Source organism: Rathayibacter oskolensis, assembly GCF_900177245.1.
GTDB classification, from domain to species: Bacteria; Actinomycetota; Actinomycetes; order Actinomycetales; family Microbacteriaceae; genus Rathayibacter; species Rathayibacter oskolensis.
Window position 1 is genome coordinate 671,400 of sequence record NZ_FXBM01000001.1, and the last position, 13,735, is coordinate 685,134.

Genomic DNA, 13,735 nt, shown 5'->3' on the forward strand with positions numbered 1-13,735 from the left:
CCGAGACGGGAAGGCTGACATGACGGATCTGATCGACACGACCGAGATGTACCTGCGCACGATCCTCGAGCTCGAGGAGGAGAACATCATCCCCCTCCGCGCACGCATCTCGGAGCGGCTCAGCCACTCGGGTCCGACCGTCTCGCAGACCGTGGGGCGCATGGAGCGCGACGGTCTCGTCGTCGTCTCGGGCGATCGCCACCTCGAGCTCACCACGGACGGTCGCCGCAAGGCGATCCACGTCATGCGGAAGCACCGGCTGGCGGAGCGGCTCCTCCACGACGTCATCAAGCTGGACTGGGAGTTCGTCCACGAGGAGGCATGCCGCTGGGAGCATGTGATGAGCGAGCAGGTGGAGCGCCGCCTCCTCGAGATGCTCGACCACCCCACGGAGTCGCCGTACGGCAACCCGATCCCCGGGCTCGACGAACTCGGCGACTCGCCGGCCTCGCGCTTCGCCGACGGAGTCATCAGCCTTCCGCGCTTCGTCGCACGGTCGGCGGAGCCTCAGCGCGGCGTCGTCCGCCGCCTCGGCGAGCCGGCGCAGGTCGACCCGGAGCTGCTGCTGCAGCTCAAGCAGGCGGGAGTCGTCCCCGGAGCCGAGGGCGAGTTCTCCGCGCTCAGCGGGTACGTGCTCGCTCGGATCGACGGCGCCGAGGCGGGCATCGAGCTGCCGAACGAGGTCGCGGCGCACATCTTCGTCATCGTCTGACCCAGTCCGCCCGGCGTTCCGAGCGCTTTCGAAGCCGGTTCCACGGCGGACCGCAGGTCGCCGTTCGCCGAGAAGGTGACAAAACGGTAACGGTCGCTTACGCTCTGGGGAGCCCTCCGGCCGAACCTCGGTCGACGGGCACGGTCTCCGACGCCCCCTCGCCCGTCTCGGAGCCCGTGAACTTCGATGCTTCGCGCATAAGACGGGACAGCTGCCTGGGCTGATGGGACGTCGGAGGTTCACCCCCTTGCCCCAGAACGACACCCCCGGTTCCCCCGACCGGTTCCGCTCCACTCACCCGAGTCGCCGCTCCTCCTCCCTCGAGAACCAGCCCCCCGTCATCCGGGCGCGGATCCACGAGGAGGCGCCGGTCGCCCGTCGGGCCGTGCCCGTCGCGACCGCTCGTCACGCCGACGTGACCGACTTCGTGCCGTCCCCGATCGGCACTCCGCGCAAGCAGCGCGGACGCACGCTCGGCAAGATCGCGATCGTCGGCTTCGCGGGCGCTCTCGTCGCCACGATGGCGCTGCCCGCCTATGCCTTCACGCCCGGCAGCGAGGACGACGGACTCTTCGCCGCCTCGCAGGCCGACCTCCTCCGGCAGGGCGACGCGCAGAGCGTCGACGTCGCGGGGAGCGTCGTGCTGGCCGCGATCGCCCGCGACGGCTTCTCGGCCGAGGCGGCGCCTCCGCCGCCCGAGCCGGAGCCCGTGGTCGAGCCGGTCGTCGACACGACAGACGTCGAGGCCGCCCGCGCCGAGACCGCCGAGGAGTTCAACTCCTACGACGGCGCCTCGGCCAGCGAGCTCGCCGCCTCGGCGCCGACCACCGGCTACAGCCTCTCGGCCGTCTTCGGCACTGCGATGCAGTACCAGGGCGTGCCCTACGTCTTCGGGGGCGCGGATCCCAGCGGCTTCGACTGCTCCGGCCTGGTGATGTACGTCTTCGCGCAGTACGGCATCTCGATGCCGCACTCGGCCGCGGGACAGGCGGCCATGGGGACGCGGATCCCGGTCTCGGAGGCGCAGCCCGGCGACCTCGTGATCATGCCGGGACACGACGGCTTCTACGCGGGGAACGGCAACATCCTGCACGCGCCGTACCCGGGAGCGAGCGTCCGCGTGCAGCCGATCTGGACCCCCGACTACTACATCGTCCGCATCGCCGGCTGATCTTCCGCAGTCGAACGTCGAGCCCGTCCCCATCCGGGACGGGCTTGACGCGTCTGCGTCACCGCCTCCGGTGTGAACTGCCGGTAACGAATCCCGGCGAATCGCTGGTGTTCCGGGCCGGAAGGGTTAATGTGATCCCAGTCCGCTCGTGGCGAGCGGACCGGTTCGTCGAGGGACGGAGTGCCGGATGGCCGAGCGGAACGGGCACCACTGCGTGGGGCTCCGTTCGCGCGTGCGGCGGACCGACTCGATCCGAGCGGGGATCCTCTCCGCGTCGGTGCACTCCTCCGACACGCGGATACGACTCCACGACATCACGCGCCTGCGCGCCGAGGACTCGAAGGGCGCCGTCATCATGACGGCGCCCTTCTTCGCGTCCGCGGCCGAGTCTCGTGGCGGCGTGCGACAGCCCGGAGGTCAGTGATGCGCACTTTGGTTCTCAACGCCGGATACGAGCCGCTCGCGGTCGTGTCGTTCAAGCGGGCGCTCGTCCTGCTGATGACCGAGAAGGCGACCATCATCGCGGCCGACGACGAGAATCCGGTGCACGGGGCGACCGGAGACTACGTGCGGCCCTCGGTCATCCTGCTCACGCGCTACGTGCGCATCCCGAACTCGCGCACCGTGCCGGTGTCGCGGCGCGGCGTGCTCCGGCGGGACAACCACCGCTGCGGCTACTGCGGATCGCACGCGAACACGATCGACCACATCCAGCCCAAGTCGCGCGGCGGCCGGGACACCTGGGAGAACCTGGTCGCCTGCTGCCACCGCTGCAACAACATCAAGAGCGACCGCACGCCGCTCGAGATGGGCTGGCGCCTGCGCACCGTGCCGCGCGTGCCGCGCGCCGGCTCCTGGCTGGTCCGCGGGGCGGAGCGCACCCAGCCCGAGTGGGACGACTACCTCGTGGCTGCCTGACGCGCCGCGGGCGCTCCTCTCGCGGAGTTGTCGTCGGGCGCGATACCGCCGGTATCGCTTCCTCCTCCGCCTTGCGAGAGAAACGCCCGCGACGCGTCAGCCGTCGTGGTCACTCGTTGTCGCCGCCGGTGGCCTCGCTCGCGTTGCCGGAGCGCTCGCCGGCCCACGACCAGTTGGCGACCTCGGGGAGGTCCTCGCCGTGCTCGCGGGTGTAGGCGCGGGCGCGGATCCGGGAGTCCTGCATCTCCTGGCGGAGGCCCGCGGCCCGCGAGCCGAGGCCGGGGGTGCGGTCGATCACGTCGATGACGAGCGAGTAGCGGTCGAGGTCGTTGAGCATCACCATGTCGAACGGAGTGGTCGTCGTCCCGTTCTCCTTGTAGCCGCGCACGTGCAGGTTCTGGTGCCCGCTCCTCTTGTAGGTGAGGCGGTGGATCAGCCAGGGGTAGCCGTGATACGCGAACACGACCGGCCGGTCAGGGGTGAAGATCGCATCGAACTCGCGGTCGGAGAGGCCGTGCGGGTGCTCGGACTCGGACATCAGGCGCATCAGGTCGACGACGTTCACCGTCCGGATCGCGAGATCGGGCAGCTTCTCGCGGAGGATGCTCACCGCGGCGAGCGTCTCGAGGGTCGGCACGTCTCCCGCGCAGGCGAGCACGACATCCGGTGACTCGCCCTGCCGCTCGTTGCTGGCCCACTCGAGGATGCCGAGCCCGCGGGTGCAGTGGGCCACCGCCTCCGCCATGGTCAGCCACGCCGGGGCCGGCTGCTTGCCCGCGACGACGACGTTGACGTAGTCGACGCTGCGGAGGCAGTGGTCGTAGACCGACAGGAGCGTGTTCGCGTCGAACGGCAGGTAGACGCGCACCACCTCCGGCTTCTTGTTGACGACGTGGTCGATGAAGCCCGGGTCCTGGTGGCTGAAGCCGTTGTGGTCCTGTCGCCAGACGTGGCTCGAGAGCAGGTAGTTGAGGCTGGCGATCGGGCGGCGCCATTCGATGTCGCGAGTGCCGGTCAACCACTTCGCGTGCTGGTTGAACATCGAGTCGATGATGTGGATGAACGCCTCGTAGCAGGTGAAGAGTCCGTGGCGGCCGGTGAGGAGGTAGCCCTCGAGCCAGCCCTGGCACTGGTGCTCCGACAGCACCTCCATCACGCGGCCGGCGCGGGCGAGGTGGTCGTCGAGCGGGCTGAGCTCGGCGTCCCACTGCTTGTCGGTGGCGGCGTAGACGCTCTGCAGGCGGTTGCTCGCCACCTCGTCCGGCCCGAAGATGCGGAAGTTGGTGGGGTTCGCGCGGATGACATCGGCGAGCCACTCGCCGAGGACCTTGGTCGCCTCCGCGGTCGTGCCGCCGGGGGACTCGACGACGACCTCGTAGCGGCGGAAGTCGGGCAGGCGGAGCGCCTGGCGCAGCAGCCCGCCGTTGGCGTGCGGCGTGGCGCTCATCCGCAGGTCGCCGTCGGGTGCGAGCGAGCGCACGCGCTCCGCGATGCCCCCCTCCTTGGTGAAGAGCTCGTCGGGGCGGTAGGAGCGCAGCCAGTCCTCGAGGAGGCGGGTGTGCGCCTCCGTGTCGCGGGCGTTGGCGAGGGGGACCTGGTGGGCTCGGTACGTGCCCTCGACCTGGACACCGTCGATCTCGGTCGGGCAGGTCCAGCCCTTGGGGGTCTTCAGGATGATCATCGGCCACGCGGGACGGTTCAGGTCGCCCTCGGCGGCGCGCTTCTTGATCGCGGCGATGCGGTCGAGCACCGTGTCGAGGACCGCCGCGAAGCGCTCGTGGACCCGCATCGGGTCCTCGCCGTCGAACCCGCCCTCGACGAGGAACGGCTCGTGACCGTACCCGCGCATCAGGCTCTCGAGCTCCTCCTGTGGGATGCGGGCGAGGATGGTCGGGTTCGCGATCTTCCAGCCGTTGAGGTGCAGGATCGGCAGCACCACGCCGTCGGTGGCCGGGTTCACGAACTTGTTCGAGTGCCAGCTCGTGGCCAGGGGACCGGTCTCGGCCTCACCGTCGCCGACCACGGCCGCGACGAGCAGGTCGGGGTTGTCGAAGGCGGCTCCGTAGGCGTGGCTCAGGGCGTAGCCGAGCTCGCCGCCCTCGTGGATGCTGCCGGGGGTCTCGGGGGCGGCGTGGCTCGGGATGCCGCCGGGGAAGCTGAACTGGCGGAAGAGGCGGCGCAGGCCGTCCTCCGTCTCGTCGATGTGCGAGTAGATCTCGCTGTAGGTGCCGTCGAGGTAGGCGTTGGCGACCATGCCGGGGCCGCCGTGGCCCGGACCGGTGATGTAGAGCGTGGGCTGGCTGCGCTCGCGGATCGCGCGATTGAGGTGCGCGTAGATGAGGTTCAGTCCGGGAGTCGTCCCCCAGTGGCCGAGGAGACGCGGCTTGATGTCATCGCGGCTCAGGGGCGTGCGGAGGAGGGGGTTGGCCAGCAGGTAGATCTGGCCGACGGCGAGATAGTTCGCGGCGCGCCACCAGGCGTCGATCGTCTCGAGGGTGTCGGGGTCGAGCGGTGCGTCGTCGCGGGAGGCCCAGACGTGCTGGGCGGCAGAGGTGATCGAGGATGCGGCCATGGTGCAACGCTGGCACCCGGCCGTCCCCGGGGGAAGGGCCTTGTGACGTCCGGCCCGTGACCGGCCGGGGCCCCTCCTCGCGTCGGCGAGGGAGACAGGGCCCTGCGCCGGGTCAGCCCCGGGGAGTCGCCCGGCGGAGGATCAGGTAGCCGAGCACTGCGGCGACCACCGTGGGGATCAGCAGGAGGGCGAACGCTCCGCTGAAGCCGATCGCCTCGACGGAGAGCCAGACGGCGTCCCAGCTGCCGATGAGGGTGACGAGCGCGATCAAGCCGACGACGAGTGCGCCCAAGGAGAGGAAGAACACGGTCATCCCGGCCGCGCGCCAGCGGACGTAGACCGACGCCGTCGCGGAACCCGCGAAGAAGAAGAAGAGGAACAGGATGAACGTCGCGACCGCCTGCGCACCCCAGGAGACGTCGGTGAAGGCGGAGGTGCGGAACATGTACCCGCCGAGCCCCCATCCGTTCGTCGCCTGCTCGAGTGCGGACATCCCGGAGTAGACGACCGTCCACGCGGCCGAGAGGACCACGAAGGTCAGGGCGCTGCCGAGGTAGTAGTCGCGGCGGGTCGAGCCGTAGCCGAGCGCGAGCGCGAAGGTCACGTTGGTCGCCTGGATCGCGACGACCAGCATGTAGATGAAGATGAAGGTCGTGCCTCCCGTGATCTGCACACCGGACTCGCCTCCCGCGGCCTCGACGCCGGCCATCCGCAGGACCAGCAGCCAGATGATCAGGGTTCCGACGAAGATCGCGGCGAGGATCGCCAGCGGCGTGTAGAGGAGCGTCGCCGGGTTCGCGAAGTGCAGGCGGACGATGCGGAGGAGACGGTCGCGCGTGACGGACGGGCGCGGAGCGAGGGCGGTCATGATGCTGCCTTTCCGGTGGTCAGCTGGACGACGAGCTGCTGGAGGGAGACGGGCTCGAGCTCGAGGCCGAGCCGGCGCGCCTCGGCGCGATCGGTGGCGTCGAGTCGGGAGAGCGTCGCGGTCGCGAGGCCACCCACTCCGCTGCGGGAGAGGACCTCGCGGCCCGTGGTGAAGGAGTCGACGGCGGTGCGCGGGCCGGCGACCGTCGCGGCCGAGCCGCGCAGCTCCTCCGTGTCGCTGTCGATGAGGAGGCGGCCGTCGTCGATGACGAGGACGTGCTCGAGGAGATTGCTCACTTCGTCGATCAGATGGGTCGAGAGGATCACGGTGCGCGGGTGCTCGGCGAAGTCGGCGAGCAGGCGGTCGTAGAACAGTTGCCGGGCGACGGCGTCGAGACCGAGGTAGGGCTCGTCGAAGAAGGTCAGCGGGGCGCGCGAGGCGAGGCCGACGATCACACCGATCGCCGAGAGCTGGCCGCGGCTCACCTTCTTGACCTTGCGGTCGAGAGGGAGGCGGAACTCCTCGACGAGCTGCTGCGCGAACTCCTCGTCCCAGCCCTCGAAGAACCAGCGGGCGCTCTTGAGCACGTGCTTCACCCGGAAGTCGTCGGGGTACTTCTGGCTCTCCTTGATGAAGCAGGTGCGGGAGAGGACGGCGGCGTTCTCGACGGGGGAGGCACCGAAGACCCGGATCTCGCCGCTGGAGGCGAACTCCTGGCCGGTGAGCAGCGACATCAGCGTCGTCTTTCCGGCGCCGTTGCGGCCGAGGAGGCCGTGGATCCGGTTCTCGTCGAGCGCGAAGCCGACGTCGGTGACGGCGTTCATGGAGCCGTAGTGCTTGCTGAGGCCGGCGACCTCGATGACCGCGCTCATCGCGATCCCCCTTCGTTGATCATGGCGGCGAGCTGCTCGGTGGTGAGGCCGAGCTTGGCGGCCTCGGCGAGCAGCGGTGCGACGAACTGGTCGCGGAACTGCGTGCGGCGCTTCTCGACCAGCCGGTCGCGGGCGCCCTCGGCGACGAACATGCCGATCCCCCGTCTCTTGTAGAGGACCCCGTCGTCGACGAGCAGGTTCACGCCTTTACCGGCCGTGGCCGGGTTGATGCGGTGGAACGCGGCGAACTCGTTGGTGGAGGGGACCTGAGTCTCTTCGGGGAGCGCCCCGGCGATGATGTCGTTCTCGATCTGCTCCGCGATCTGCAGGAAGATCGGGCGGGAGTCGTCCATGAGGGCCTCCTTCCGTCAGCAGGTGTGTTGGTTAGTTGGTGCAGTAACTAACCAAGCAGGGTGGAGGGCCGCTGTCAAGAGACGCGTGCACGCGGTTCGCGACGGTGGGGCGGGCGGGCGTCGGTACACTGGGTCCGGCCAGCCTCTGTAGCTCAATGGAAGAGCGACTCCGTCCTAAGGAGCAGGTTGGGGGTTCGAGTCCCTCCAGGGGCACCACGGTGTCTTCATCAAGACCCTCGCCAAGGGAATTCCGCGCGTCAGCACCGATGTCAGCCTGCGGAAGGCCGGCGAGGGTCCGAGCACCACTCTTCCGAACGGTGTTTTTTCGTGCGCGAGAGTCTGAGCCCTCTGCGATGTGATCGCGGCGAACGTCTCGTTCGACTCGGCAGTGATCGTCTCGTCGGAGCGGGCTGAGGCTCACGGGGTACAGCGCCGGTGTGCAGCACGAGGATGCAGCTTGCGAGACAGAGAAGTGAACATCGTCCTCAGCGTCGACACACCGAGTCGGTCATCACGAACGTCTTGACGCCGCTCTTGTTCTCCGTCGGCGAGTGCTCATGGGCGGTGGGAGTGCCGGCGCTCGCTGCGGGTCGTTCGGGCAACGCCGAGCTCGCGCGCTCCAGCGGCCTTCGAGACGTTCACGAGAGCTCACCTGGATCGGGGCAGTCGGCCGTCCCGTATGGGGATCGTTCTCCGGGACGCGCATCGTGAGAAGGGCGTGTGTCCCTTGCACGAACTGAGCGGCCGCCGGCGAAGCGCCGGCGGCCGCTCAGGTGCGTCTCCTGGGTCAGGCGCAGCGGGCGAGGTACTGCTTGACGTCGGCGCTGGTCAGAGTCTTGACCGCGTCGACCCCGCCGTGGCTGCGGAGGTAGGCGCGGGCTGCGGCGGTCGCCTTCGCGAAGGTCAGCGTCGAACGGTCCACGCAGGGAGCGGAGGCGAGCGGGTTCGCCTTCGTGGTGCGGACATCGGCGTCGATGCCGGTCACGGCCTGATCGAGGCTCGTGATGATGATGGGCTCAGCGCCGTCCTGGGTCGGGCTGTTCCGCCACCACTGCGCCCAGTTCCCTTCGCTGTCTGTAGGACCGAAGGCGACGGTGAAGGTGGTTCCGAGGTCGGTGTCGATTCCGCGGATGGTGTAGTCGCCGTTCGCGTCCGTCGTCGCATCGATGGTGGGCAGGAATGCGTAGACGCCCTGGTACGCGGATACCGGAACGGAGGCGCCGTCATCGGTGGTCACGTGGCCGCTGATCGTCGCTCCGAGCGGGAGGACGTACTCGGGCAGGGTCAGGGTCTCACCGGCGCCGACCGAGAAGTCGGTGCCTCGCGCGTTCCTGGTCTGCGCGCCGAGATCACGGGGCACGTGGACGCCGTTCTCGACCTGAGCGGCGACCGCGTAGTCCAGGTCGGGCAGCACCGCGGCGGAGAAGGTGCCGTCGGCGGTCGTCGTCGTGATGACGGTGGGCGTTGCTTCGCTCACGCTCTCCGGGAAGAGGTACACCTCGGTGCCGGCGGCAGGGGGAGCGTCGGGCGTGCCTTCGAGGAGGACCCGGCCGGTGATCGTCCCGGTCGCCTCCGCGGTGTCGGCGAACGCGGGAGTGGCCAGTGCGGAGCCGGCGACCAGGACGGCGGCGGCGAATGCGAGCGTGCGCCGGGCGGCGGCGAGCGAGAGCAGTGACATGGAGATCCCCTCAGCGGGAGCAGCGTGCTCCCATCGATTCCGACACTAGAGGTAGCGGCGAGATCCCAGACGAAAGCCTGCCGCGTCGTCCCGGTGGAGGATCGCGCTGCGGACGCTGTCGCCGCGCTTACGTGCCGCACGGAGTGAGGGTCACGCGTTGATGGTGAGGTCGTACGGCTCTGCTCGCCAGCCGCAGCCTGGCCCGTTCGGTTCATCGATGAGCACCCAGTCGATCCGGTACTCCTGCTGACGTATCTGTCCGCCGACGGAGTCGAGGAGGGTCAGTTGCACGGTGTCGGGATGGTGGTCACCGAAGTCATAGACCCACAAGCCCGGAGTCGAGTGGGTGACCCAGTAGGAGCGTCCTACAGCGGGAGCGGCGTCCTGTGAGGGGTATGCGCGGATGTCACCCGCACACAGCCGAATATCGCTGATGGCCTCTGCCCCGGCGCCGACCGCGGTGATGCGCAGTTCATTCCGGAAGCCGATCTCAGTGCAACTGAAGCCGCAGGACGACAGCGCCAAGGACGCGCTGACGCCGAGCGCGACCGTTCCGACCCAGGCGAAAGCGCGCATCTGATGACGTGAGCTCGAGGTCATGCCGGTGACGCTACCCGCACAGGGCGCCCCGCAAGGGGATGGTCTCGCGGGCGCTACGCCGGGAGACGGTGTCGCGACGTGCCGCTCGACGATGCTTCGCGCTTGCGCCTCGTCGCCTTCAGCGCGGTACAGGTCTGCGATATCGAGCTCGCCGGCAGGCGTGACGGTACCCGGGTCTCGCTCGAACGCTGCAGTGATGCTCCGGGCTGTCGAGCGTGATCGTCAGGAATGCGACGATCCGGTCGTTCACGTTCGCTGATCGTCGCGATGCTCTGGCGAAGTCGCTGGTGAGGAGGTCGCGGAGCGGGCCCTCGGTGTTGTCCTCGACGACGAAACGACCGCACGTGCGCTCAGCCTACGGACGGGGCCGCCCGCGCCCTCCGATCCACTTGAGGATGCCGGTCGTGCCGACCGAGACCACGGCGACCAGGAGGAGGAATGGAAGGACACCCAGAAACAGGAACAGTATGAAGCTGTCTGCACCCGCGAACCCATCCATACGCCGATCCTAGGTTCTGCGCCTGGCCCCGGGAGGAGGTCCACCAGCCCTCACGAGGAGGAAGTCGGGCCAGCCACCTCGCTCCCGGGATGTCGAGGCTGCAGCACTGACCGCTGGGCCTCCGGCGCATCCTCGGGATCAGCGACGTGTGAGATGCGGGTCGACGAGATCGGCGGATCAGCTGTTCAGTTCGGGGACCGACCAGCGCGACGGCTGCTCCGGCGGCGGCGGTCTCTCCTGCCTGGACGCCCCGGGGAGCACGGCGGCGAAGCGGGTCAAGACGGTGCTCACGGTCTCGAGCGTCCGGTCGTCGTACTCGTCGAGTGCCGCCTCGAGCGAGATCTGCGAGGAGCGGAGGAACGGGGCTGCGCGCTCTCGTGCCGCCCCGGTCGCCCGCAGTGTCACGATGCGGCGGTCGCCGCTCTCGCGACTGCGGGCGACGAGGCCCTGCCGCTCGAGCCGGTTCACGAGCGCGTTGGTCGCACCGGAGGTGAGGCCGATGCGCGAGGACAGCCGGCCGGGCGAGAGCGGGCTGTCCTCGTCCTCGGCCCAGAGGATCTCGCCGAGCGCCGTCCCGTCAGTCGTCGGCAGGTCCAGCCAGCGCGCCAGCTGATGAGCGGAGTCCTGGTAGCTCACCGCGTACCACCGCAGAGCCTCGAGCATCTGCTTCCTCGGCGTCGTCATTCGGTCTCCTCGCACTCGGAGCGGATCCGGTCGAGTGCAGCGCTGCTCTGACGGATCTCGGATATCTTCATGGTGATAACACTTCACTGTGATTGTATGGCGCAGTGCGGTCGCGATCGACGTGTCCGCGCGTCCCTGCATTCAGCTCGAGAGGCGCACAGTGACCCGTCGTCCGTTCCGACCGCTCTTCTGGTCGCTGTCCCAGCTCGGTTCCCGCGTCCGGTTCACGCCCTCGGTCGCCGGTGGCCTCGCGACCATCGCGCTTCCCGCCGAGACAGGATTGGTCATCCCGACGAGGCACGGGCCCGTGAGAGCCGTCGTCGTCCGGCCGGCGTCGGGGCCCGCAGACTCCGACCCTCCTGTGGTCCTGCAGCTGCACGGCGGCGGGTTCCTCAACCGGTACCCGGAGCAGGACCGCCATATCGCTCGTTATCTCGCGTCGCGACTCGGAGCGGTGGTCGTGCTGCCGGACTACTCCACCGCACCAGGAGCGCAGTACCCCGACGCGGAGGAGGAGATGGACGACGTCGCACGCTGGGTAGGAGCCTCCGGGCGGACGCACGGATGGGACGGGTCGCGTCTGCTGCTCTCCGGGATCAGTGCGGGCTCGAAGCTCGCGATCAACATCTGCCAGCAGATCCACACGAGCGGAGGCGTTCGACCGCTCGCCGTCTTGCTGATCGTCCCCGTCACGGACATGAGCCGGACGGACCGCACCTCCCCGGCACGACGACCCGTGATCAGTCCCTTCGTCCAGCGGCTGGTGGCCTGGGCGTACGTCCCGGACGTGACGAGGCGTCGGGAGGCACTGGCATCACCGCGCTACGACCCCTCGGTGCCTCTCGCCATGCCGCCGACCCTCATCCAGACCGCTGAGTACGACACGCTCGCCACCGAGGGGCGCGAGCTGGCGCTCTCCCTGCGAGCCGCGGGAGTCCCCGTCGTCCACAAGACCTACGCCGAAGCGGACCACGGCTTCTACTCTCAGAAGCCAGTAGCCCGGGTCGACGAGATGCTGGGTGAGATCGTGGACTTCTTCGCGGAGCGTCTCACACACTCCCGGGTAGCAGGACCGCCTCCGGCGTAGCACTGGATCATGTAGTCGAGGAGTTGTCGCTGCCGAAGAAGTGACTTCGCATCAGAACGGAGTGCCAGGGCCCCGGCCGGCTGACCCGTATGGGGATGGTCAACTGCGACAGCTGTCAGGGCTGCGTCTCTGGAGGCTGATCGACGCGGCGGCCCGCAGCGCGCTTCTCGCGTCGGAGCTGCCAGCCGCCGCCTGCGATCAGAGCGAGAGCGAGGGCGAGGCTGCCGAGGCGCGCCAGCCAATGCATGTCCGGGAACATGATCATCGGCAGGGCGGCGACGAACGTCGCTCCCACGAAGTACCAGACCGCGACCGGCGCGGCGAGATTCTCATTCGAGGCCATACATTCACGGTAGCTGCGACGTATGGCTCGAGCCTCCCCCTCAAGACGCAGATCCACCGAGCGGAGGTGTCCCTGCACCCGTGCCGTAAGAAGATCCCCGAGCGGGCAGCTCAGGGGATGAGCTGCTGGGTGATCGAGGCGTTTTCTCCGTCCAGCACGACGTCGGCGAGTGCTCCGTTGACGAGAGGCATCTGCGGAGGCTGGTGTCCGGTGTCGAAGTCGAGGATCACGGGGACGTCGAGACTGCCGAGAGCGCGTCGTACCGCGTCGTCCTGGCTCAACCCGGGAATGGCGCTGCCGCCGGTCCGTCCGATCAGGACGCCGTTCGCGCGGTCGAACCAGCCGGCAAGGCGGAGTGAGGTGAGCATCCGAAGCGCGCTGGCCGCATTCGCTTCGGCTGTCTCGAGGTAGACGATCGTGCCTTCCGGTGCGTGGCGCCGGGCGAAGCCCGGGACGTCACCGTACGGCGTGCCGGCTAGAGCGGAGACGGTTTCGAGGCAGCCACCGATGAGCCGTCCCCGGATCGCGATGTCGGCGGTCCCGTCGAGGGGTCGCCAGCGGGTTGGTGCCTCGTAGGCCTGGTCGCGGTCGAGCGGCTCGTCCTCCCACGCTTTCCAGGGGCGGCTGCGGCGTCGCGGCGCGGCCTGCTGCGTGAAGGCGCTTCCGGTGGGGAGGGCGGCGACGTCTGTCCAGCGCTCGAACTCGACAGGCAGCTCCCACGGCTCGTCCATCAGGTTCGCGCCGTGCATCGTCGCGAGTCCGGTGAGGGTCGTCAGCGGTAGGAGCAGGGTTGAGATGTCGGACCAGCCGACGAACCAGGAGCGGGCGTCCGCCAGGGCGCGCCAGTCGATCATGTCGAGCAGCTCGATGGCCAGCTCCCCGCCCCAGGGCGGGAGGACCGTGTCACCGGTCCGGAAGGCGTCGTGGAGATCGGCGGTGCGCTCTGCGGCGGACGCCGGGACGAGGCCGCCGATCATCGCGTGCGCTCTGATGCGGACGTCGAAGCTGAGCGAAGCGAGCTGGCGGACGGCGCAGTGCAGTCGCTCGTGCAGGTGCTCAGGGACTCCCATCGACGGTGCGGGCACTTCGACGCGACCGCCAGCAGGAAGCGGGGTCGGGTAGGTGATGCTCGCCATCCCTTGACGCTAGCAACGTCATGAGCGGTGTCCCTCATGGGGCTCGTCCACCGCTCCACTTCGTCCAGCAGGACCTGTGTCGATCCTCGCGCTCGTCTGCACGGTTCTTCGCGTCAACGCGGCGCTCGTGCGGACGACCGTGGGTATTCAGATGTTCAAGGTCCCCTGCACACACGACCGGGGCGCCGCTTCGCCGTTCCGTATGGGGATCGGTGAGCGGAACGTTTCGAGCTACGCAGGCT

14 protein-coding genes and 1 tRNA gene are annotated in these 13,735 nt (G+C 69.0%); 6 read left to right on the plus strand and 9 right to left on the minus strand.

Annotation, left to right across the window (positions count from 1 at the left end; translation table 11 throughout):
- The first annotated feature begins 19 nt into the window (after window positions 1-19).
- The 4 genes from B9Y99_RS03380 to B9Y99_RS03395 all read left to right on the plus strand — a co-directional run bounded on the left by B9Y99_RS03380 (window position 20) and on the right by B9Y99_RS03395 (window position 2,801).
- Window positions 20-712 carry an iron-dependent transcriptional repressor DtxR gene (locus tag B9Y99_RS03380; protein ID WP_085475167.1) on the plus strand — a complete coding sequence of 231 codons (693 nt, stop codon included), beginning with the start codon at window positions 20-22 and terminating at the stop codon, window positions 710-712.
- Between the two features lie 247 nt (window positions 713-959).
- Window positions 960-1,883, plus strand: a complete 924-nt coding sequence (locus B9Y99_RS18985; RefSeq protein WP_244274755.1) for a C40 family peptidase — start codon at window positions 960-962, stop codon at window positions 1,881-1,883.
- Between the two features lie 187 nt (window positions 1,884-2,070).
- Window positions 2,071-2,307, plus strand: a complete 237-nt coding sequence (locus B9Y99_RS03390) for a hypothetical protein (protein WP_085475168.1) — start codon at window positions 2,071-2,073, stop codon at window positions 2,305-2,307.
- Window positions 2,307-2,801, plus strand: a complete 495-nt coding sequence (locus tag B9Y99_RS03395) for an HNH endonuclease (RefSeq protein ID WP_085475169.1) — start codon at window positions 2,307-2,309, stop codon at window positions 2,799-2,801. Before B9Y99_RS03390 ends, B9Y99_RS03395 begins: the two co-directional genes overlap by 1 nt.
- A 109-nt stretch (window positions 2,802-2,910) precedes the next feature.
- Here B9Y99_RS03395 and B9Y99_RS03400 read toward each other — a convergent pair whose 3' ends face one another.
- The 4 genes from B9Y99_RS03400 to B9Y99_RS03415 form a co-directional block, all read right to left on the minus strand.
- A complete protein-coding gene (locus B9Y99_RS03400) occupies window positions 2,911-5,373 on the minus strand; it encodes a phosphoketolase family protein (RefSeq protein WP_085475170.1) in 2,463 nt (820 codons plus the stop codon).
- A 112-nt stretch (window positions 5,374-5,485) separates the two neighbouring features.
- Complete coding sequence (locus tag B9Y99_RS03405) at window positions 5,486-6,241, minus strand: hypothetical protein (protein ID WP_085475171.1); 756 nt, start codon at window positions 6,239-6,241, stop codon at window positions 5,486-5,488.
- The gene (locus B9Y99_RS03410; protein ID WP_085475172.1) at window positions 6,238-7,113 is read right to left on the minus strand and encodes an ABC transporter ATP-binding protein; all 876 of its coding nucleotides are present in this window, start codon (window positions 7,111-7,113) and stop codon (window positions 6,238-6,240) included. The genes B9Y99_RS03405 and B9Y99_RS03410 overlap by 4 nt, the downstream gene beginning before the upstream one ends.
- The gene (locus tag B9Y99_RS03415; protein ID WP_056036893.1) at window positions 7,110-7,466 is read right to left on the minus strand and encodes a GntR family transcriptional regulator; all 357 of its coding nucleotides are present in this window, start codon (window positions 7,464-7,466) and stop codon (window positions 7,110-7,112) included. The genes B9Y99_RS03410 and B9Y99_RS03415 overlap by 4 nt, the downstream gene beginning before the upstream one ends.
- 141 nt (window positions 7,467-7,607) lie before the next feature.
- On the opposite strand from B9Y99_RS03415, the gene B9Y99_RS03420 reads away from it, so the two are divergent.
- Window positions 7,608-7,682 (plus strand) — tRNA-Arg (locus B9Y99_RS03420).
- A 571-nt stretch (window positions 7,683-8,253) separates the two neighbouring features.
- Here the strand turns inward: B9Y99_RS03420 and B9Y99_RS03425 are convergent.
- The 3 genes from B9Y99_RS03425 to B9Y99_RS03435 all read right to left on the minus strand — a co-directional run bounded on the left by B9Y99_RS03425 (window position 8,254) and on the right by B9Y99_RS03435 (window position 10,927).
- Entirely contained in the window at window positions 8,254-9,144 is an 891-nt protein-coding gene (locus B9Y99_RS03425) for a hypothetical protein (protein ID WP_085475173.1), read from the minus strand.
- Between the two features lie 150 nt (window positions 9,145-9,294).
- Window positions 9,295-9,744 (minus strand): hypothetical protein, encoded by a 450-nt coding sequence (locus B9Y99_RS03430; RefSeq protein ID WP_129587874.1) that lies wholly within the window; start codon window positions 9,742-9,744, stop codon window positions 9,295-9,297.
- Between the two features lie 676 nt (window positions 9,745-10,420).
- On the minus strand, window positions 10,421-10,927 hold the full coding sequence (locus B9Y99_RS03435) for a MarR family winged helix-turn-helix transcriptional regulator (protein ID WP_085475175.1): 507 nt from the start codon (window positions 10,925-10,927) through the stop codon (window positions 10,421-10,423).
- 307 nt (window positions 10,928-11,234) lie between these two features.
- On the opposite strand from B9Y99_RS03435, the gene B9Y99_RS03440 reads away from it, so the two are divergent.
- Window positions 11,235-12,014 carry an alpha/beta hydrolase gene (locus tag B9Y99_RS03440; RefSeq protein ID WP_165759523.1) on the plus strand — a complete coding sequence of 260 codons (780 nt, stop codon included), beginning with the start codon at window positions 11,235-11,237 and terminating at the stop codon, window positions 12,012-12,014.
- A gap of 115 nt (window positions 12,015-12,129) precedes the next feature.
- Here B9Y99_RS03440 and B9Y99_RS03445 read toward each other — a convergent pair whose 3' ends face one another.
- Both B9Y99_RS03445 and B9Y99_RS03450 read right to left on the minus strand, forming a co-directional pair.
- A complete protein-coding gene (locus B9Y99_RS03445) occupies window positions 12,130-12,357 on the minus strand; it encodes a hypothetical protein (protein ID WP_085475177.1) in 228 nt (75 codons plus the stop codon).
- Window positions 12,358-12,467: 110 nt separating this feature from the next.
- The gene (locus tag B9Y99_RS03450) at window positions 12,468-13,493 is read right to left on the minus strand and encodes a S66 family peptidase (RefSeq protein WP_085475178.1); all 1,026 of its coding nucleotides are present in this window, start codon (window positions 13,491-13,493) and stop codon (window positions 12,468-12,470) included.
- Window positions 13,494-13,735 lie beyond the last annotated feature (242 nt).